The organism is Acinetobacter sp. RRD8 (assembly GCF_031844225.1).
GTDB lineage: Bacteria > Pseudomonadota > Gammaproteobacteria > Pseudomonadales > Moraxellaceae > Acinetobacter.
In genome coordinates, this window is the sequence record NZ_JAUZUU010000013.1 from 47,214 (window position 1) to 66,741 (window position 19,528).

A 19,528-nucleotide genomic window follows, 5' to 3' on the forward strand; every position below is an offset into this window, starting at 1 on the left:
TAAGAGGGATTTTCTCATTCAATACATCAGCACTTAAGCAAGCAGCAAACTATTAATTCGCTTGACATATTCAGCAGGATTTTCTGGTAATCCACCTTCTGCAATCACCGCTTGGTCGAAGATCACATTGGCCAGATCATCAAACTGCGCCGAGCCATCCAGTTTTTTCACCAACGGATGTTCTGGGTTAATTTCCAGAATCGGCTTGATATCCGGCACAGGCTGACCTGCATCTTTCAGCATACGAATCAGTTGTGGAGACAACTCACCTTCTCCAGTTACCAGACAAGCCGGAGAATCGACCAGACGCGTCGTCACCCGCACTTCTTTGGTTTTGTCTTTTAATGAATCCGTCAGCTTATCCACCACCGGTTTAAACTGGGCTGCGGCTTCTTCAAGGGCTTTCTTCTCTTCGGCATCCTGAAGGTCACCTAAGTCAACTGCACCCTTAGACACGTTTTGCAAAGGCGTACCATCGAACTCATTCACGAAGTTCATCGCCCATTCATCCACGCGTTCAGTCATCAACAGAACTTCAATGCCTTTTTTCTTGAACAGTTCCAGTTGCGGTGAATTTTTCGCAGCATTCAGACTATCTGCAGTCACATAATAAATGGCTTTCTGGCCGTCTTTCATGCGTGCTTTATAGTCTGCCAATGACGTGCTGACCTCGTCATTGTTTGATGTTGCATAACGCAGCAGTTTCAAGATACGTTCACGGTTACTGAAATCTTCACCCAGACCTTCTTTCAATACTGAAGCAAATTCCTGATAGAAGGTTTTGAAGTTTGCCTGATCTTTTTCATCTTCAGATTTAGCTAGATTATCCAAAATGGTCAGGATACGGCGGGTATTGCCTTCACGGATGGTTTTTACATCACGGCTTTCTTGTAATAACTCGCGACTGACGTTCAATGGCAGATCGGCACTGTCCACCACACCTTGCACAAAGCGCAGGTAGTTTGGAATCAGGTTATCTGCATCATCCATAATGAACACACGTTTCACATACAGTTTGATACCCGCTTTGGATTCACGGGTGAAAATATCATGTGGCGCTTTGCTTGGAATATATAACAACTGGGTATATTCAGTGCTGCCCTCAACCCGGTTATGCGCCCAGGCCAATGGCGCTGCGAAATCATGGCTTAAGTTCTTGTAGAACTCGACATACTGCTCTTCAGTGATTTCAGACTTGTTACGAGTCCATAATGCGCTGGCCGAGTTAATGGCTTCCCACTCATCGGTTTTGACATACTGGCCACCTTTAGATGTTTCACCTTCAGCCGCTTCTTCTTCCTGCCAGACTTCTTTTTGCATCTGGATTGGCAGGCTGATGTGGTCTGAATATTTATTGATAATCTGCTTCACTTTATAGCTTTGCAGATAATCCAGCGCATCGTCACGTAAGTGCAGAATAATATCGGTACCACGTCCTTGTTTCGTGATCTGTTCAACTTCGAACTCACCGGTTCCGCCACTGATCCAGCGCACCCCTTCAGAGACATCTGTGCCAGCACGACGCGACTCTACCGTGATCTTGTCAGCCACAATAAAACCGGAATAGAAACCGACACCAAACTGGCCAATTAGCTGGGCATCAGCCTTTTGATCGCCGGTCAGTTTGGACATAAAGTCTTTGGTGCCTGATTTGGCAATAGTCCCTAAATTATCAATAGCTTCCTGTTCGCTTAAGCCGATCCCGTTATCTGAAATGGTAATGGTTTTATTGTCTGCATCCAGACTGACACGAACGCGCAGATCCGGATCATTTTCATAAAATTCGGGATGGTTAATCCCTTCAAAACGTAATTTGTCGCATGCATCTGAGGCATTCGAGATCAATTCGCGTAGGAAAATTTCAGGGTTTGAATAAAGCGAATGGGTCACGAGATGTAGTAACTGAGCCACTTCAGCCTGGAAACTATGTTTTTGTGCGCTAGACTCGCTCATTAATCACTCCTTTTATTTTAAATACAGGTCAATACTGTTGCCTATATGAATGGAGTGAGTTACTAAATTTTCAATAGCCAGTTGTATATTTTTTCTCAAGATATTTTATAAAGGATCTCTTGATCTAAAATGACTTGGATTTGTAAAGGCTTAGGTTTAAGGCTTAATAAGGCCCGAGCTTATAAATACGTTGAAATTGCAGGTCTATTTGCTGCTGGCGCATATTATAGACCTGGCTCAGACAGGACACCGATTCCTGACAGCGGTCACGGAACTGTAGCCATTTCACCTGATCACGCTGGATCACCGAACGGGTTCCCATAGGCACCATACGGCGTAAAATATGATAGCTGGTACTCATCTTGACATCGGCATCATTGAGCAGACGATGTTCACAAATCGCTTTCTCTGTCACGGTTTCAGCTTTCTGACAATCAAAACTTGCCGCATAGGCAGACCCTGCCAGCAGGCTGAAGAAGATCACAATACCTTGGCTTAAAAACTTCATGCTGATCTTCCTTATTATTCAATTATTAAGTCGTATTCAATTAATATTTACTTTATTCGTTTTAATATAGTTGAACATTGCCGATCTGCTCAATTTCAATAAGTTATAAATCGTTGTTATTTTGAAAAAAAGCCTCATTCAAGATGAGGCTTTTTTGTTGAGTAAGACTAGAATTTAAAACTTATAGCTATAACCGATCGTGTAAACCCAAGGATCAATATTCAAGTCGAATTTAGTATTATCAGCATCATCTAAAGTCACTTCAGGACTCAAATCTGCATAGCGCACGTCAGCAAATACTCCCCAGTTTTTGGCATCGGCTGGCTGATAATTAAAGCCAACCTGACCTGCCAAACCAAATTCCTCTTTCACATCTTTAGCCAGACCTTCTTCATCCCAAGCAATAAAAGCTGTGCCACCTACACCAATATATGGCGTAAAACGTGTTGCATTTTTAAAGTTATATTTAGCGGTAATTGTGGGTGGAAGATGCTTAATCTTGGCAATTTTCCCTAGACCCTGAGCAGAAATGTCGTGATTAAATGGCGTAGCTAATAAAAGTTCTGCAGAGATATTGTCATTAAAAAAGTATTCAACCGATGGCGTAAAACCATATTCTTGATCCGCTTCTACGACTAAACCTGGTGCAATTTCAGTGTCACTTGATGGTGCTAAAGAACTGGCACCAACTTTCACCTGCCATTGACCTGCCATCGCAGATGCAGAAAGACCCATTAATGCAATTAGAGCAGCTTGCTTTAACATTTTAAAATACCCCACAGGAAGAATAATTATTAAGAAAATAAATCTTAATTAATAATAAACACGAGGGAAAATAATATGCAATAAGGATTATAAAACTAATTTTAAATTATTATTTAAAATATTGATTTAAAAAGTTATTTATTTTAAATTTACTGAATTGGTTGGTTTTAAATACCAAGTATATTAATCAGATAAATATGGCTTTATTCAGAGTAAAATAATCAGGTTTATATTAATTTTTATTTAAACATATATTTTAAATACATCTTATTATTTATTTTAAATCCAGATGAATCTGCTCCAATAGATATCAGAGCAGATTGAAATTGACTTACAGAACCATGGCTGCAATCCAGCCAAAAATCATTAACGGAATATTAAAGTGAATGAAGGTTGGAATCACACTATCCTTCATATGATCATGCTGACCATCCATATTCAGACCAGAAGTTGGGCCTAAAGTTGAATCCGAAGCTGGAGAACCGGCATCACCCAAAGCTGCTGCAGTTCCGATAATCGCAATGGTCGCCGCAGGGCTAAAACCGAACTGGATACACAGCGGTACATAAATAATCGCTAGAATGGGAATGGTTGAGAAAGACGAACCAATGCCTAGGGTAATTAGCAAACCAATCAACAGCATCAGAAATGCGGCCAGTGCCTGACTATCACCAATCCAGTTCACTGATGCTTCAACCAAGGTTGGTACCTGATTAGTCGCTTCAATCACCGCGGCAAAGCCTTGTGCTGCAATCATGATAAAGCCAACCAGCGCCATCATGCGCATACCAGTAATGATCACATCATCGGCTTCTTTCCATTTGAAAATGCCGGCACAACTCAGGATCGCGACACCGACCAGACCGGCCAGAATCATCGAATCTGAATAAAGCTGTACCGCCAATGTGGCAATAACTGCAAGACCTGCCATCCAGATGGTAAATTTGGCAATCTGCGGTTTAACCTGCTCAGCCACACCCAATTCAGCAGAAATACTTTGCTGTTCCTGGACATGAATATCTTGATATTGACGTGGTTTGCGATAGCTAATAAAGATCGCCACCAATAAGCCTACAAACATCCCGAATACTGGAATTGCCATCGCAGATGGAATCTGGTCATAGCTAATTTCAAATCCGTATGGTTTACCAAAGGTATTGATGTTATGACCCAGAATATCATTCAGGAAGATCGCACCAAAACCGACTGGAATCAGCATATAAGTAGCGACCAGACCAAAGGTCAGCAAACAGGCCACCAAACGGCGATCCAGCTGTAAATGGTTAAATACAATCAATAGCGGTGGAATAAGAACGGGAATAAAGGCGATATGCACGGGAATAACGTTTTGCGAGAACACGGCAGCAATGGCAACTGTGAAAAAGATCAGATATTTCACCCGGTTTTGCGCTTTAAAATCGGCCTCACCTTTTAAGGTGCTGATCATTTTATAAGCCAGTAAATCCGGCAGACCTGAACGCGCCAGAGCCAAAGCAAATGCACCTAAAATACCGTAAGCTAAGGCAATTTTGGCACCCCCACCCAAGCCATTGTTAAACGCGTCCAAGGTTCCCTGCAGGCCCAGACCTGCCAATAAACCACCTGTAACAGCACCAATGACCAGGGCAAAAACCACAGGTACACGTGCCAACGAGAGTCCGAACATGACTCCAATAGCAGCAAGAATTGCGAACATAATGAATCGGAATAGAGAGAAAGCGGCTATTTTATCAGAAAATGCGGATAAAAATTCCGCCACTTTTTTCTGGCCGGGTCATGTGTAGTTGAGTGGCCTATCAAGTGATGACAACAGATTTACGCTGAATAAACTCATCAATCAATTGAGCCACTTGCTCCGGTTGACTCAGGATCGCCCAGTGATTGGCAGCCAGTTCTATTTTCGAAAAATCATCCACCCATTTGGACATCTCATAGACCAGATCTGGCCCGACAAACTGGTCATATTTCAGTACAATCGCCTGTACCGGACAGATGGCAAAGCGCTGCCGTGGTTGAGTCAAACGTGGTAAAAAATTGGCCCGGTACAGGTTCACCCCATATTTGCCATCTTTGACAATATGCGGGTTGAGTGGCAGATCATCGTCTCTTTCCAGTTGCTGCACGATCTTGGCCCAACGCTGCGGATTGAAAAAATTCCAGGCCAATGGCGCCACCAAGGGCAACTGAAACATCGCGATATACCAGGACTTGCTCATTTGCTTTAAGAATTTTGCTTTGTTTTGCTGGAATTGTTCACGCATCCAGAAAGCGGCATGATCCAGACATGGTCCAGACAAGGTGCTATAAGACAGAACTCGTCCTTTGAAGCGTGGATTGGTGACAGATTCCCAGGACTGAATTGAGCCCCAGTCATGCGCGGCCAGATGAAAAGCTCGATTCGGCAATATCTTATTCACCACCTCATCCAGATCCTGACTTAAACGGGCCAAGCGGTAATCGGAGATTTTTTTGGGAATACTGGACTCCCCTGCGCCACGGACATCATAGGTCACCACAAAATAATCCTGACTCAAATGAGCAGTGACTGGCTCCCAAACCGCTTGATGATCAGGATAGCCATGAACCAGTACCAAGGCCGGCTGTTCTGGTTGTCCATAAGTTTTGACACAGAGACGCTGCTGATCCGTGGTATCGACCCATTGCACTTGTGTTTCCATCTTTTGATCCTGTTTTTATTATTGACCACTTAGTTTATAAATCGGCATGATTGATCAATGCCAGCGCATTTTTGTTGCTCTAGTATGCATAATCACAGCCGCAAAAAGAATGTCAGTATGAGCCTATTCCAGAAAATTCAAAAACTGCCTCTGGTTTCAAAATTTATTCTGAACCGTTATGCCCCTTATCGTGGTGCAGGCATCGAAATTGATAAGATTGATTTTAATAATTATCATGTTCGGGTCAAAATGCCGCTGACCCGTAAGAACCAAAATATTGTCGGTGTGCATTTTGGTGGCAGCCTGTATTCGATGGTTGATCCCTTTTATATGTTATTGCTAATGCATCATTTGGGGCCGAAGTATCTGGTCTGGGATAAAGGCGCCAGCATTCAGTTTTTGGCACCGGGTCGCGGCACAGTGGTGGCGGATATTCGGATTTCTGCTGAAGAAATTACCACGATTATCAATCTGGCGGCCGATAATGCGCCAGTGTATCGACATTATCAGCTGAATATTTATGATGAAGCCGGGGTCAGGATTGCTGAGGTAGAGAAAACGGTATATATCCGGCGGAAACAGAGCAAAGGGAAAATTAACGCTCCTAAATAAGATAAAAGCGCCACATTGGCGCTTTTAAATTTAGATGAATCTGAAGTGAATTCGGCTTAACGACGACGGTTATCCTGTTCAATCGCAGCACCGGCACCACCACCGATTGCACCACCAATTGCAGCACCCGCATTACCACCGAAGATGCTTTTACCAACTGCTGAACCAACAGCACCACCTACACCACTATAGGTCGCATTACGGTTTGAACCGCCTTGGGATTTACTACCCACTGCTGCACCAGCACCACCACCAACAGCTGCACCAACGCCACCGCCGACTTTATTACCGACACCACCACCGACTGCACCACCAAGGGCTGCAGCACCAATCCGTTGCTCATTGGCAGACATACTTTCACAACCCGCCAACATAAAGGTTGAAAGAGTGGCAACTGCCATAACACCCATTAATTTTTTCATGACCTTGGCCTTCCTGTCTTGCTTTAATTAAGCTTATCTTCATTTTATGAAACTAAAATCTGTAGCGTGTTACTTCTCTCGGTATTCCTGCTGAGTTTTGTAAATATCAATGGATTATTCTTCTGTTCAAGCTGTCTTATTTATAAATTTCAGACAAAAAAAGACGCCCGAAGGCGTCTCTTTTCTCAGCTTTAACTCGAATTAGAATTCTTCGTTAAATGCCTGGCTTAGAGCTTGGTCTACATCAGAGAAATCATTGTGCAGTTCAAATTCTGCAGCTTCTGCTTCTTGACGACGACGCTCCAAGTGGTAAGCCAAACCTGTACCCGCTGGGATCAGGCGACCTACAACCACGTTCTCTTTCAAGCCGCGTAAGTCATCTTCTTTACCTGTTACAGCCGCTTCAGTTAACACACGCGTGGTTTCCTGGAACGATGCAGCAGAGATGAACGAGTCAGTAGAAAGCGATGCTTTCGTAATACCCATCAATTGACGTTCAAACTTCGCAGGGAACTTGTTTTGTGCAAGAACTGCTTGGTTTTCTTGAACAACGCGGATGTAATCCACTTGTTCGCCTTTGATGAAGCTAGTATCGCCGCCATCAGTGATATCAACTTTACGCAGCATTTGACGTACGATGACTTCAATATGCTTGTCGTTGATTTTTACACCTTGCAGACGGTATACATCCTGAACTTCGTTCACGATGTAGTTTGTAAGCGCAACTTCGCCTTTCAAACGCAAGATATCGTGCGGGTTCTGTGGACCATCAGAAATAGTTTCACCACGGTTCACATGTTCGCCTTCGAACACGTTAATCGTACGCCATTTCGGAATCAGCTCTTCATAAATCTCAGAGCCATCATCCGGCGTAATCACCAGACGGTTCTTACCTTTGGTCTCTTTACCAAAGCTTACAACACCCGACACTTCTGCAAGGATTGCATGCTCTTTTGGCTTACGTGCTTCGAACAAGTCAGCTACACGCGGCAGACCACCGGTAATATCACGGGTACGTGAAGTTTCTTGTGGTACACGACCGATGACATCACCGACACCAATCGTTTCGCCATCACGAACAGAAAGAATCGTGTTCTGTGGCAGGAAGTAGAACTGTTCGCCACCATCAACGGTATCTAACACAACAGCAGGACGCAAATCTTTACCTGACGCAGGACGTGAAGTCACTGGCAAGATTTCAATGGTTGACATACCTGTTGCATCATCAGTTTTAGAAGTAACCGTCACGCCATCAGCAATCTGGCTGAAACGTACTTTACCAGCAACTTCTGTTACCAATGGATGTGTATGCGGATCCCAAGTCGCCACAATACCGCCTGCTTCTACAGCTTCGCCATCTTTCAGCAAGATAGACGCACCGTAAGGAAGTTTATAGCGCTCGCGCTCACGACCTAAATCATCCGCAATACCGATTTCGCCTGAACGTGAAGTCGATACCAAGTGACCTTTGGCATGTTGTACTGTTTTCACGTTGTGGAAACGTACTGTACCTTGGTTACGAACCTGTACGCTGTTTGCAGCAGAAGTTCGGCTTGCAGCACCACCGACGTGGAAAGTACGCATCGTTAACTGTGTACCTGGCTCACCAATCGATTGAGCTGCCATTACACCAACAGACTCACCCGGGTTCACCTGGTGACCACGTGCTAGGTCACGACCGTAACATTTCGCACATACACCGAAGGTAGACGCACAGTTCACGACTGAACGTACTTTAATTTCGTCGACACCTTGACTTTCGATAAACGTCGCCAGTTTCTCGTCAATTAAAGTATTACGTGGAAGCAGAACTTCGTCTGTACCTACACGTTTCACATCTTCAGCAACCACACGACCCAATACTCGTGCACCCAGGTTTTCGATTACATCGCCACCTTGAATGAACGGAGTCATTACCAGACCGTCATACGTACCACAATCCGGCTCAGTAATGACCAAGTCCTGCGCAACGTCTACTAGACGACGAGTCAAATAACCAGAGTTCGCAGTTTTCAGTGCTGTATCGGCCAAACCTTTACGCGCACCGTGTGTCGAGATGAAGTACTGAAGTACGGTCAAACCTTCACGGAAGTTCGCTTTAATTGGGGTTTCAATGATCGAGCCATCCGGCTTCGCCATCAAACCACGCATACCCGCCAACTGACGAATCTGAGCTGCCGAACCACGGGCACCCGAGTCAGACATCATGTAGATCGAGTTGAATGATTTTTGCTTCTCATCTTCACCCTGTTTGTTCTTCACAGTGGTGAAAGACAAGTTGTCCATCATCGCTTTAGCAACCTGGTCATTGGTACGCGCCCAAATATCGACCACTTTGTTATAACGTTCGCCGGCAGTTACGAAGCCTTGTTCGAACTGTTGTTCGATTTCACGAACTTCAGCTTCCGCTTTACCAATAATTGCTTGTTTTTGCGGTGGAATAACCATGTCTTCCATACCGACAGATACACCTGAACGCGTCGCTTGACGGAAGCCCAAGTACATCAATTGGTCAGCGAAGATAACAGTATCTTTCAGACCCAATTTACGGTAGCAAGAGTTAATTAACTTCGAGATATTTTTCTTAGTCATCTCAACGTTAATTTGCTGGAAATCCATACCTTCAGGTACAACTTCCCAAAGTAGGCAGCGACCAGGCGTCGTATCTACAATAATGGTTTGCTGTTCACGGTTACCATCTTCGTCGATCACAGTCTGGTGTACACGTGCTTTAACGCGAGCGTGTAGATCAACCTGACCTGTTGCCAGTGCACGGTTTACTTCGTGAGTATCCGCGAACACCATGCCTTCACCTTTGGCATTGATTGCATCACGCGTGATGTAATACAAGCCCAAGACCACGTCCTGAGACGGTACGATGATTGGCTCACCGTTCGCTGGAGACAGAATGTTGTTCGTCGACATCATTAACGCACGAGCTTCAAGCTGAGCTTCAAGTGTTAATGGTACGTGTACCGCCATTTGGTCACCATCGAAGTCGGCGTTAAACGCAGCACATACGAGTGGGTGTAGACGGATCGCTTTACCTTCGATCAGGATCGGTTCAAATGCTTGAAGACCCAAACGGTGAAGGGTTGGCGCACGGTTCAACATCACTGGATGTTGACGAATCACGTGAGCAAGAACGTCCCAAACTTCCGGGGTTTCGCGCTCAACCATTTTCTTCGCAGCTTTAATGGTGGTTGCTTGACCAGAGGCCTGTAGTTTCGCGAAAATGAATGGCTTGAACAGTTCAAGTGCCATTTTCTTCGGAAGACCACATTGGTGCAAACGCAGGTTTGGACCAACAGTAATTACCGAACGACCAGAGTAGTCAACACGCTTACCAAGTAAGTTTTGACGGAAACGACCTTGCTTACCTTTGATCATGTCTGCCAAAGATTTAAGCGGACGCTTGTTCGAACCGGTAATTGCACGACCACGACGACCGTTATCCAGCAATGCATCTACAGACTCTTGTAACATACGTTTTTCGTTACGTACGATGATGTCTGGCGCTGCAAGGTCAAGAAGACGCTTCAAACGGTTGTTACGGTTGATCACACGACGATAAAGATCGTTCAGGTCAGAAGTCGCGAAACGACCACCTTCAAGTGGTACAAGCGGACGGAGGTCTGGTGGAAGAACTGGAAGTACAGTTAACACCATCCATTCTGGCTTGTTGTTCGAATCGTTGAATGCTTCCATCAACTTCAAACGCTTAGACGCTTTTTTCAGCTTGGTTTCTGAAGTTGTAACAGGAATTTCTTCACGAAGACGTGCAATTTCAGCTTCAAGATCGATGTCTTTCAACAAGTCTTGAACCGCTTCAGCACCCATTTTCGCTGTGAATTCATCACCGTGTTCTTCTAATGCATTGAAGTATTCTTCATCATTTAGAAGTTGGTATTTCTCAAATGGAGTCATACCCGGATCGGTAACTACATAAGATTCGAAATACAATACACGTTCAATATCACGTAGCGTCATGTCTAATAATAGACCGATACGGCTAGGCAATGATTTCAAGAACCAGATGTGTGCAACTGGAGATGCCAGCTCGATGTGACCCATACGTTCACGACGAACTTTCGCAGTTGTTACTTCAACGCCACATTTTTCACAAATGACGCCTTTGTATTTCATACGCTTGTATTTACCACACAAGCATTCGTAATCTTTCACTGGACCAAAGATTTTGGCACAGAACAAACCATCACGTTCAGGCTTGAACGTACGATAGTTAATGGTTTCTGGCTTTTTAACTTCACCGTGAGACCATGACTTAATCATTTCTGGTGACGCAAGACCAATACGGATGCGGTCAAACTCTACTGGAGCATGACCGTCTGAATCCGTCTTTTTGCGCATGATATCGAGCAAGTCTTTCAATTTTTTTCTCCGTGTGTTGTGGAGATTTTCACTCAACAACTGGGTCACAAATATTGTTTTTTAACTGAATTTTAATCCCCCTCAGTCCCCCTTTGTTAAGGGGGAAGCCCTCTTTATCAAAGAGGGGTTTGGGGAGATTAAATGGAACTAATTAGTCACCATTTTTCAGTTCAATGTTGATACCTAAAGAACGGATCTCTTTGGTCAATACGTTGAACGATTCAGGCATGCCCGGGTCCATATAATGGTTGCCATCTACAATGTTCTTGTAGATACGGGTACGGCCTTCAACGTCATCCGATTTCACAGTCAGCATTTCTTGTAGCGTATATGCTGCACCGTAAGCTTCTAGTGCCCAGACTTCCATCTCACCGAAACGCTGACCACCGAATTGTGCTTTACCACCCAACGGCTGTTGCGTAACTAGAGAGTAAGAACCAGTTGAACGCGCATGCATCTTGTCATCAACCAAGTGGTTCAGTTTCAGCATGTACATGTAACCGACAGTTACCGGACGATCGAAACGCTCACCAGTACGACCATCATATAATACGGTCTGACCAGTACTAGACAGGCCTGCAAGTTGTAACAACTCTTTGATCTGACCTTCTTCAGCACCATCGAATACAGGAGTAGCCAAAGGTACACCAGCACGCAAGTTGCCAGAAAGTTTCAAGATTTCTTCATCAGTCAAGCTATCAAGATCTTCTTGTTCGCCACCAACTTTGTTGTAAATCTTGTCCAGGAAATCACGAAGCTCAAGTACAGTACGTTGCTCTTTCATCATCTTGTCGATTTGATCGCCAAGACCTTTCGCCGCCATACCCAAGTGAGTTTCAAGAATCTGACCCACGTTCATACGCGATGGTACGCCAAGCGGGTTCAATACGATATCAACAGGTACACCGTTGGCATCATGTGGCATGTCTTCTACCGGCAAGATGTTTGATACAACACCTTTGTTACCGTGACGACCCGCCATCTTATCACCCGGTTGGATGCGACGTTTTACAGCAAGATAAACTTTAACTACTTTCAATACGCCAGTCGTCAGTTCATCGCCAGTCGAAAGTTTGCGTTTTTTCTCAGCAAATTTCTCGTCAATTTCGAAGCTCTTCTCTTTCAAGAACACTTGAATTTGAGTTAAACGTTCAGCAATTGCTTCATCAACTGGTTGAATTTCAAGAAGATCAACAAGCTCTAAACCAGACAACACGTCTTCAGACAGTTTGTCGCCACGTTTAGTTGTACCGCCACCATTCGACTCTTGGCCATTCAGTAGACGGATTACACGTTCACGTGCAGCTTCTTCGAAGATTTTGAATTCTTCTTTCAAGTCTTTACGGTATGCATCCAATTGCGCTTTTTCAATTGCTTGAGCACGTTCGTCTTTTTCAAGACCGTCACGTGTAAACACTTGAACGTCAATGACTGTACCTTTAGTACCTGATGGAACGCGTAAAGATGAGTCTTTTACGTCAGCCGCTTTTTCACCGAAGATTGCACGTAGCAATTTTTCTTCTGGAGTAAGCTGTGTTTCACCTTTAGGGGTTACTTTACCAACCAGGATATCGCCAGCAGTTACTTCAGCACCGATGTAAACAATACCTGACTCGTCCAGTTTAGACAGAGCAGCTTCACCTACGTTCGGAATATCAGCAGTGATTTCTTCCGCACCCAGTTTGGTATCACGTGCAACACATGACAATTCCTGGATATGAATAGACGTTAAACGGTCTTCCTGAAGTACACGCTCAGATAACAAGATCGAGTCTTCGTAGTTGTAACCATTCCAGGTCATAAACGCAACGCGCATGTTTTGACCCAATGCCAGCTCACCGCCATCTGTTGATGGACCATCAGCCAGTACATCACCACGACCTACTTTATCGCCCAGGTTCACAAGAACTTTCTGGTTGATACAAGTGTTCTGGTTCGAACGGGTGTATTTGATCAGGTTGTAGATATCTACACCTGCTTCACCTGCGATCATTTCGTCTTCATTCACACGAATAACCACACGAGACGCATCAACAAACTCGATACGACCACCACGCTGAGCGATCACACATACACCTGAGTCATGTGCTACGTTCGCTTCCATACCGGTACCAACAAGCGGCTTGTCAGCAATCAACGTCGGAACTGCCTGACGTTGCATGTTCGAACCCATTAATGCACGGTTGGCATCATCGTGTTCTAGGAATGGAATCAGTGATGCTGCTACAGATACGACCTGCTGAGCAGATACATCCATATGCGTTACTTTTTCAGGAGGAATACGTACGAAGTCACCCTGATGACGAACAGATACAAACTCTTCTGTTAAATTACCATCTTTATCCATTGCAGAATCGGCCTGTGCAATGACAGTGCCTACTTCTTCAATCGCAGAAAGGTATTCAACTTCATCTGTTACACGACCATCAACAACTTTACGGTATGGGGTTTCCAGGAAACCAAAGTTGTTACATTTCGCATAAACAGAAAGCGAGTTGATCAAACCAATGTTTGGACCTTCCGGTGTTTCAATTGGACATACACGACCGTAGTGAGTTTGATGTACGTCACGTACTTCAAAGCCTGCACGTTCACGCGTCAAACCGCCGGGACCAAGCGCAGAAACACGACGTTTGTGCGTAATCTCAGATAACGGGTTGTTTTGGTCCATAAACTGAGACAACTGGCTTGAACCAAAGAATTCTTTAATTGCAGCAGCAACAGGTTTCGCATTGATCAAATCTTGCGGAGACAGGTTGTCAGTTTCAGCTTGGCTTAAACGTTCTTTAACAGCACGTTCAACACGAACCAGACCTACACGGAATTGGTTTTCTGTCATTTCACCAACAGAACGAACACGACGGTTACCCAGGTGATCGATATCGTCGACTTCACCTTTACCGTTACGGATTTCAACTAATGTTTTTAATACATCAGTGATATCTTCGTTCGAGAGAATGCCTTCAACTTCACGCGACTTCTGGTCTGTACCCACTTCATAAGGACGACCCAAACGACGGTTGAACTTCATACGACCAACTGGAGACAAGTCATAACGTTCAGAAGAGAAGAACAAGTTGTTGAATAAGTTTTCAGCAGCTTCTTTGGTTGGTGGTTCGCCCGGACGCATCACTTTGTAGATTTCTACCAATGCTTCTTCACGATTGCTCGTTGTATCTGCACGTAGAGAATCTGCAACAAATGAACCGCGGTCGATATCATTGGTGAACAGAATATTGAACTGCTTCACGCCGCCTTCTGCAATTTTCACCATGATTTCATGGCTTAATACAGTATTGGCTGCAATCACATCACCATCTTTTAATGGGATGTCTTCAGCAGTGATACGCTCATACAGGTACTCATCTGGCACTGCAAGTTTTTCAAGACCTGAAGCTTCCATTTGACGTACATGACGCGCATTGATACGTTTACCTTGCTCAACAATTGCCTTGCCATCCTTGTCCAGGATGTCAAATTGTGCCATTTCGCCACGCAGACGTTCAGGCACCAGGTCAATCTGGTAGCTACCCATGTCAAGATACACAGGTACTTTCTCGTAGAACATGTCGAGAATGTTTTCGTTGCTATAACCCAAGGCACGAAGCACCACAGTCGCAAGCAATTTACGACGACGGTCAATACGTACATAGACCAGGTCTTTGGCATCGAATTCAAAGTCTAACCATGAACCACGGTAAGGAATAATACGCGCTGAATAAAGGACTTTACCACTTGAGTGAGTCTTGCCTTTATCGTGGTCAAAGAATACGCCTGGTGAACGGTGTAATTGTGACACGATCACACGCTCGGTACCGTTAATTACAAAGGTACCGTTATCCGTCATCAATGGCATTTCGCCCATATAGACTTCTTGTTCACGTACATCTTTAATTGACTTCGTTTCACGATCTTTCAGGATCAAACGAATTTTTACACGCATTGGTGCTGCATAAGTTGAGCCACGAAGAATACATTCGCGTACATCAAACTCAGGCTTACCAAGACTATACTCAACAAATTCTAAAGCAGCATTGCCAGAATAACTTTCAATAGGAAAAACTGAACGAAATGCGGCTTGGAGACCGATATCTTCGCGGTTTTTTGGTGATTTGCCATCTTGTAAGAATGTTCTGTACGAGTCGACTTGAATCGCGAGCAAGTACGGAGCATCCATGACGCTAGGCAATTTACCAAAATTCTTACGGATCCGTTTCTTTTCGGTATATGAGTATGCCATCTGGAGTCCTCGGAAAGTGTAAACCAAGCCCGCCTGCAGAACGGGCTCAGAAGGAATTACGCTGGCCGATATGGCCACCACTCTTTACAAATGCTGCAATTTTTAGTGGTATTAAAACGCTTATCAATATTTTTTAATGAAAAATATTGGTAAACGTTTGTTCATTATGTTTATTTTCAATTTGTATGATTTTTATATCATGCAAACAAAAATCGAGCCGATTATTGTAACGCAAAAAGGCTGATGACCCAAGAGCCATCAGCCAATTTTTGGAGCCGATTATAAAAAAACCGGCTCCCTTAAGAAATTACTTAAGAGTAACTGTAGCACCAGCTTCTTCAAGTTTCTTCTTAAGCTCTTCGCCTTCTTCTTTAGAAACGCCTTCTTTAAGAACTGCAGGAGCGCCTTCAACCATGTCTTTAGCTTCTTTCAAGCCAAGGCCAGTCGCTTCACGAACTGCTTTAATTACAGCAACTTTGTTCGCGCCGAAAGAAGTCAATTCAACATTGAATTCAGTTTGTTCTTCAGCAGCAGCAGCAGCTGGACCAGCAGCAACAGCTACAGCAGCAGCAGATACATTGAATTTCTCTTCGAAAGCAGAGATAAGTTCAACAAGTTCAAGAACAGTTTTTTCAGCAACTGCGTTTAGGATTTCTTCGTTTGTTAAAGCCATGAGATTAACTCCAAATGGGTATTGAATGATGTGTGTTTAAGTTTGAGCTTAAGCAGCTTCTGACTCGTTTTTCTCTTGAAGCGCTGTAAGTAAGCGGCCCAATTTCGAAATAGGAGCTTGAAGAACGTTTGCAAGCATAGTAAGCGCTTTCTCTTGGTTCGGAAGATTCGCGATTACGCTAACTTCTGCACCTTGATAAAGTTTGCCATCAAATGCAGCAGCTTTAAGTTCAAATGCTTTATTAGTTTTAGCGAATTCTTCGAACAAACGTGCAGCAGCACCCATGTCGTCTTCAGAATTCGAGAAAGCTAAGATTGTTGGGCCAACAAGGTTGTCGTTCAAGATATTGAATTGAGTATCTTGAAGAGCACGTTTAGCCAAAGTGTTACGAACGATACGTGTAGTAACACCAAGTTTACGCGCTTCAACACGTAGAGTAGTTAACTGCTCTACAGTCAAACCTTGGTAGTCAGCAACAACAGCAGCAAATGCAGTAGAAGCAACTTCAGCTACTTCAGCTACGATCTGTTTTTTGCCTTCGATAAGAAGAGCCATTGTAAAACCTCCTAACGGTGATTTATGTACTTACGCGAAGTACACTCCCAATTCGCAAGACCATCACTGGACTCACACGCGGAGGATGAACAAATCACACCACCGCGTCTACGCAGGCTGGGCTATTAAGAGAGAAGCATAAAACTCCCCTCGCCCGCGGTCTTTGACGCTGATAAATTTTCATTTATCAATTCAAAGTTTGCCTAAGTTTGCAAAATACGACGGAGCGTTTCTTGCGTAAGTTTTAAAGCAGCGCTTTAAAACTTACTCAGGGCTTTAAAATTCTGTAATAAGTCGAGACTTATTTAGAAACGTTTGCTACATCAACGATCAAACCAGGACCCATAGTAGAGCTCAAAGTGATCTTTTGAATGTATACGCCTTTAGACGTAGCAGGTTTCAAACGTTTCAAGTCAGCAACAAGTGCTTCAACGTTTTGACGAACAGCAGCAGCTTCAAAACCTACTTGACCGATCGCAGCATGGATAATACCAGCTTTGTCTACGCGGTAACGTGCTTGACCAGCTTTTGCATTTTTAACTGCAGTAGCAACGTCAGGAGTTACAGTACCCACTTTAGGGTTTGGCATTAAGCCACGTGGACCAAGGATCGTACCAAGTTTACCTACAACGCGCATTGCATCTGGAGCAGCAATTACTACGTCAAAGTCAAGGTTACCCGCTTGGATGCTTTCAGCAAGATCGTCGAAACCAACAACGTCTGCGCCTTCAGCTTTAGCAGCTTCAGCAGCAGCGCCTTGAGCGAATACAGCTACACGTACAGTCTTACCAGTACCTGCAGGAAGTGTAGTCGCGCCACGAACAACTTGGTCAGATTTACGAGGATCAACACCTAGGTTTACCGCGATATCTAGAGATTCTTTGAATTTAGGAGCTGGAAGGCTCTCTAAAACTGCAACAGCTTCTTCTAGCGTGTAAACTTTGTGTGCTTCTACAGCAGCTACAATCGCTTTTTGACGTTTAGTTAATTTAGCCATGTCTTAAAGCTCCACTTCCAAGCCCATAGAACGCGCAGAACCAGCAATGGTACGTACACGTGCGTCTAAATCAGCACCAGTCAAATCTGGTTCTTTAGTAGTCGCGATTTCTTCGATTTGAGCACGAGTCAACTTACCAACTTTAGTTTTGTTAGGTACAGCTGAACCCTTCTGGATACCAGCAGCTTTCTTAAGAAGAACAGCAGCAGGTGGAGTTTTCATGATGAATGTGAACGACTTGTCGTTGTACACAGTGATCACGACTGGAATTGGCAGACCAGCTTCAACTTTTTGTGTAGCAGCATTGAATTCTTTACAGAATGCCATGATGTTCACACCACGTTGACCTAGTGCAGGACCAATCGGTGGAGATGGATTCGCTTTACCAGCTGGAACTTGCAGCTTGATATAGCCGTCAATCTTCTTAGCCATTTCAAATTACCTCTGGGTGCAAACGCCGGTGAAGGCTCCCCAATGATTTCAAGTAACGATACCGTTACAACAACAATGCCTGACTTATAAATAAGTCGGGCGTTTTCAACCCATACAAATTAGACTGATTTTTCGACTTGACGAAATTCCAATTCAACTTGAGTTGGTCGGTTAAATACATTAATGGTCAGCGTTAAACGCGACTTTTCGTACTGAACTTCTTCCACCACACCTTTAAAGTCGGTGAATGGACCGTCAACTACGAGTAATTCTTCGCCTGGTTCAAACATCGTCTTAGGACGAGGTGCTTCGCCAGTATTGCGTACACGCGCAAGAATCGCATCAGCTTCTTTTTGCGTAATCGGTGCCGGTTTTTCAGCCGTACCACCAATAAAACCTAAAACTTTTGGACATTCTTTAACAATGTGCCAAGTATCATCGTTCATTTCCATTTCGACTAGAACATAGCCAGGAAAGAACTTACGCTCTGATTTACGCTTCTTGCCATCCTTCATTTCTACCACTTCTTCGGTAGGAACAAGGACTTCACCAAAGCTATCGGCAACAGCGCTACGCTGGATTCGATCATTAAGCGAACGCATCACTTGTTTTTCATAACCTGAATAGGCATGAATAATGTACCAACGTTTCATAGCTCTCTTACCCGATAATAAACTTCATTAACCAGCCTAAAATATAGTCAAAACACCACAATAAAATGGATGCAATTACGACTACAACAAGAACTTGCCAAGATGTGGACATAGTCTCTTGTTTGGTAGGCCAGGTCACTCGACGCAACTCAATTCGTGCATCTTTCAGCAGACGAATAAAGCCTTTGCCTTGATGGGTGGCGTATAATAAACCGAATGCTGCAACGATACAAGCCAAAATCACCCCAACGCGCACCCAAACATCATTCGCAGGTGCCCAATACGCTGGTAAATATTGGTTTACCATCATTGCACCAACCAATAAAATCAAGGCGATAACCCATAGAACCATGTCTAATGGAGAACCAGAACTTACATCTACTGCAGGATTATTTCTTTGAGGAATTGCCGCTTCGCCTAATGCGTCGCGTGATTTTTCATTCGACATTTTTGTACTCGTCGTAGGTTTCGCGACTTATTATATGACCAATTTTGCCGACATCAAGCGTCTTTTTAAAAACTTGGCAGGTCAGGAGGGACTCGAACCCCCAACATTCGGTTTTGGAGACCGACGCTCTACCAATTGAACTACTGACCTGCAAAACAACAAGTTGGAGCCTAAACTCCAACCTGCTTGTCTTATTCTAT

General features: G+C 44.1%; 15 protein-coding genes and 1 tRNA gene. 1 reads left to right on the forward strand and 15 read right to left on the reverse strand.

All coding sequences use genetic code 11. The features are described from left to right. Window positions 1–33: 33 nt before the first annotated feature. The 5 genes from htpG to Q9R24_RS11615 form a co-directional block, all read right to left on the reverse strand. Entirely contained in the window at window positions 34–1,953 is a 1,920-nt protein-coding gene (gene htpG / locus Q9R24_RS11595) for a molecular chaperone HtpG (RefSeq protein WP_004647318.1), read from the reverse strand. Between the two features lie 163 nt (window positions 1,954–2,116). Continuing rightward, window positions 2,117–2,461, reverse strand: a complete 345-nt coding sequence (locus Q9R24_RS11600) for a lysozyme inhibitor LprI family protein (protein ID WP_004647317.1) — start codon at window positions 2,459–2,461, stop codon at window positions 2,117–2,119. Between the two features lie 174 nt (window positions 2,462–2,635). Continuing rightward, window positions 2,636–3,226 carry an OmpW family protein gene (locus Q9R24_RS11605; protein WP_005108067.1) on the reverse strand — a complete coding sequence of 197 codons (591 nt, stop codon included), beginning with the start codon at window positions 3,224–3,226 and terminating at the stop codon, window positions 2,636–2,638. Window positions 3,227–3,557: 331 nt separating this feature from the next. Next, window positions 3,558–4,922 carry a Na+/H+ antiporter NhaC family protein gene (locus tag Q9R24_RS11610; protein ID WP_311204548.1) on the reverse strand — a complete coding sequence of 455 codons (1,365 nt, stop codon included), beginning with the start codon at window positions 4,920–4,922 and terminating at the stop codon, window positions 3,558–3,560. Window positions 4,923–5,022: 100 nt separating this feature from the next. Next, window positions 5,023–5,904 carry an alpha/beta fold hydrolase gene (locus tag Q9R24_RS11615; protein WP_311204547.1) on the reverse strand — a complete coding sequence of 294 codons (882 nt, stop codon included), beginning with the start codon at window positions 5,902–5,904 and terminating at the stop codon, window positions 5,023–5,025. 117 nt (window positions 5,905–6,021) lie between these two features. On the opposite strand from Q9R24_RS11615, the gene Q9R24_RS11620 reads away from it, so the two are divergent. Continuing rightward, on the forward strand, window positions 6,022–6,516 hold the full coding sequence (locus Q9R24_RS11620; RefSeq protein WP_212749939.1) for a DUF4442 domain-containing protein: 495 nt from the start codon (window positions 6,022–6,024) through the stop codon (window positions 6,514–6,516). Between the two features lie 56 nt (window positions 6,517–6,572). Here Q9R24_RS11620 and Q9R24_RS11625 read toward each other — a convergent pair whose 3' ends face one another. The 10 genes from Q9R24_RS11625 to Q9R24_RS11670 all read right to left on the reverse strand — a co-directional run bounded on the left by Q9R24_RS11625 (window position 6,573) and on the right by Q9R24_RS11670 (window position 19,478). Further along, on the reverse strand, window positions 6,573–6,938 hold the full coding sequence (locus Q9R24_RS11625) for a hypothetical protein (protein ID WP_005108070.1): 366 nt from the start codon (window positions 6,936–6,938) through the stop codon (window positions 6,573–6,575). Window positions 6,939–7,139: 201 nt separating this feature from the next. Further along, a complete protein-coding gene (gene rpoC / locus Q9R24_RS11630; protein ID WP_004278609.1) occupies window positions 7,140–11,330 on the reverse strand; it encodes a DNA-directed RNA polymerase subunit beta' in 4,191 nt (1,396 codons plus the stop codon). 151 nt (window positions 11,331–11,481) lie between these two features. Continuing rightward, window positions 11,482–15,570 carry a DNA-directed RNA polymerase subunit beta gene (gene rpoB / locus Q9R24_RS11635; RefSeq protein WP_005102827.1) on the reverse strand — a complete coding sequence of 1,363 codons (4,089 nt, stop codon included), beginning with the start codon at window positions 15,568–15,570 and terminating at the stop codon, window positions 11,482–11,484. Window positions 15,571–15,877: 307 nt separating this feature from the next. Beyond that, window positions 15,878–16,243 carry a 50S ribosomal protein L7/L12 gene (gene rplL, locus Q9R24_RS11640; protein ID WP_004278611.1) on the reverse strand — a complete coding sequence of 122 codons (366 nt, stop codon included), beginning with the start codon at window positions 16,241–16,243 and terminating at the stop codon, window positions 15,878–15,880. A 48-nt stretch (window positions 16,244–16,291) separates the two neighbouring features. Beyond that, window positions 16,292–16,798 (reverse strand): 50S ribosomal protein L10, encoded by a 507-nt coding sequence (gene rplJ, locus Q9R24_RS11645; protein WP_004278612.1) that lies wholly within the window; start codon window positions 16,796–16,798, stop codon window positions 16,292–16,294. A 301-nt stretch (window positions 16,799–17,099) separates the two neighbouring features. Continuing rightward, a complete protein-coding gene (gene rplA / locus Q9R24_RS11650; RefSeq protein WP_004278613.1) occupies window positions 17,100–17,795 on the reverse strand; it encodes a 50S ribosomal protein L1 in 696 nt (231 codons plus the stop codon). A 3-nt stretch (window positions 17,796–17,798) separates the two neighbouring features. After that, window positions 17,799–18,227: a 50S ribosomal protein L11 gene (gene rplK, locus Q9R24_RS11655; protein WP_004278614.1), complete on the reverse strand. Its 429-nt coding sequence runs from the start codon at window positions 18,225–18,227 to the stop codon at window positions 17,799–17,801. 119 nt (window positions 18,228–18,346) lie between these two features. After that, the gene (gene nusG / locus Q9R24_RS11660) at window positions 18,347–18,880 is read right to left on the reverse strand and encodes a transcription termination/antitermination protein NusG (RefSeq protein ID WP_004278615.1); all 534 of its coding nucleotides are present in this window, start codon (window positions 18,878–18,880) and stop codon (window positions 18,347–18,349) included. A gap of 7 nt (window positions 18,881–18,887) precedes the next feature. Next, window positions 18,888–19,328, reverse strand: a complete 441-nt coding sequence (gene secE / locus Q9R24_RS11665; protein ID WP_005245824.1) for a preprotein translocase subunit SecE — start codon at window positions 19,326–19,328, stop codon at window positions 18,888–18,890. Between the two features lie 74 nt (window positions 19,329–19,402). After that, window positions 19,403–19,478 (reverse strand) — tRNA-Trp (locus tag Q9R24_RS11670). Between the last annotated feature and the right edge of the window lie 50 nt (window positions 19,479–19,528).

What these genes read in the sequence shown, in the direction of transcription:
- rpoB (WP_005102827.1), bottom strand. Translation starts at nt 15,570, where the DNA reads ATGGCATACTCATATACCGAAAAGAAACGGATCCGTAAGAATTTTGGT.
- rplJ (WP_004278612.1), bottom strand. Translation starts at nt 16,798, where the DNA reads ATGGCTCTTCTTATCGAAGGCAAAAAACAGATCGTAGCTGAAGTAGCT.
- Q9R24_RS11605 (WP_005108067.1), bottom strand. Translation starts at nt 3,226, where the DNA reads ATGTTAAAGCAAGCTGCTCTAATTGCATTAATGGGTCTTTCTGCATCT.
- Q9R24_RS11620 (WP_212749939.1), top strand. Translation starts at nt 6,022, where the DNA reads ATGAGCCTATTCCAGAAAATTCAAAAACTGCCTCTGGTTTCAAAATTT.
- rplL (WP_004278611.1), bottom strand. Translation starts at nt 16,243, where the DNA reads ATGGCTTTAACAAACGAAGAAATCCTAAACGCAGTTGCTGAAAAAACT.
- rplK (WP_004278614.1), bottom strand. Translation starts at nt 18,227, where the DNA reads ATGGCTAAGAAGATTGACGGCTATATCAAGCTGCAAGTTCCAGCTGGT.
- Q9R24_RS11610 (WP_311204548.1), bottom strand. Translation starts at nt 4,922, where the DNA reads ATGTTCGCAATTCTTGCTGCTATTGGAGTCATGTTCGGACTCTCGTTG.
- Q9R24_RS11615 (WP_311204547.1), bottom strand. Translation starts at nt 5,904, where the DNA reads ATGGAAACACAAGTGCAATGGGTCGATACCACGGATCAGCAGCGTCTC.
- nusG (WP_004278615.1), bottom strand. Translation starts at nt 18,880, where the DNA reads ATGAAACGTTGGTACATTATTCATGCCTATTCAGGTTATGAAAAACAA.
- secE (WP_005245824.1), bottom strand. Translation starts at nt 19,328, where the DNA reads ATGTCGAATGAAAAATCACGCGACGCATTAGGCGAAGCGGCAATTCCT.
- Q9R24_RS11600 (WP_004647317.1), bottom strand. Translation starts at nt 2,461, where the DNA reads ATGAAGTTTTTAAGCCAAGGTATTGTGATCTTCTTCAGCCTGCTGGCA.
- rplA (WP_004278613.1), bottom strand. Translation starts at nt 17,795, where the DNA reads ATGGCTAAATTAACTAAACGTCAAAAAGCGATTGTAGCTGCTGTAGAA.
- Q9R24_RS11625 (WP_005108070.1), bottom strand. Translation starts at nt 6,938, where the DNA reads ATGAAAAAATTAATGGGTGTTATGGCAGTTGCCACTCTTTCAACCTTT.
- htpG (WP_004647318.1), bottom strand. Translation starts at nt 1,953, where the DNA reads ATGAGCGAGTCTAGCGCACAAAAACATAGTTTCCAGGCTGAAGTGGCT.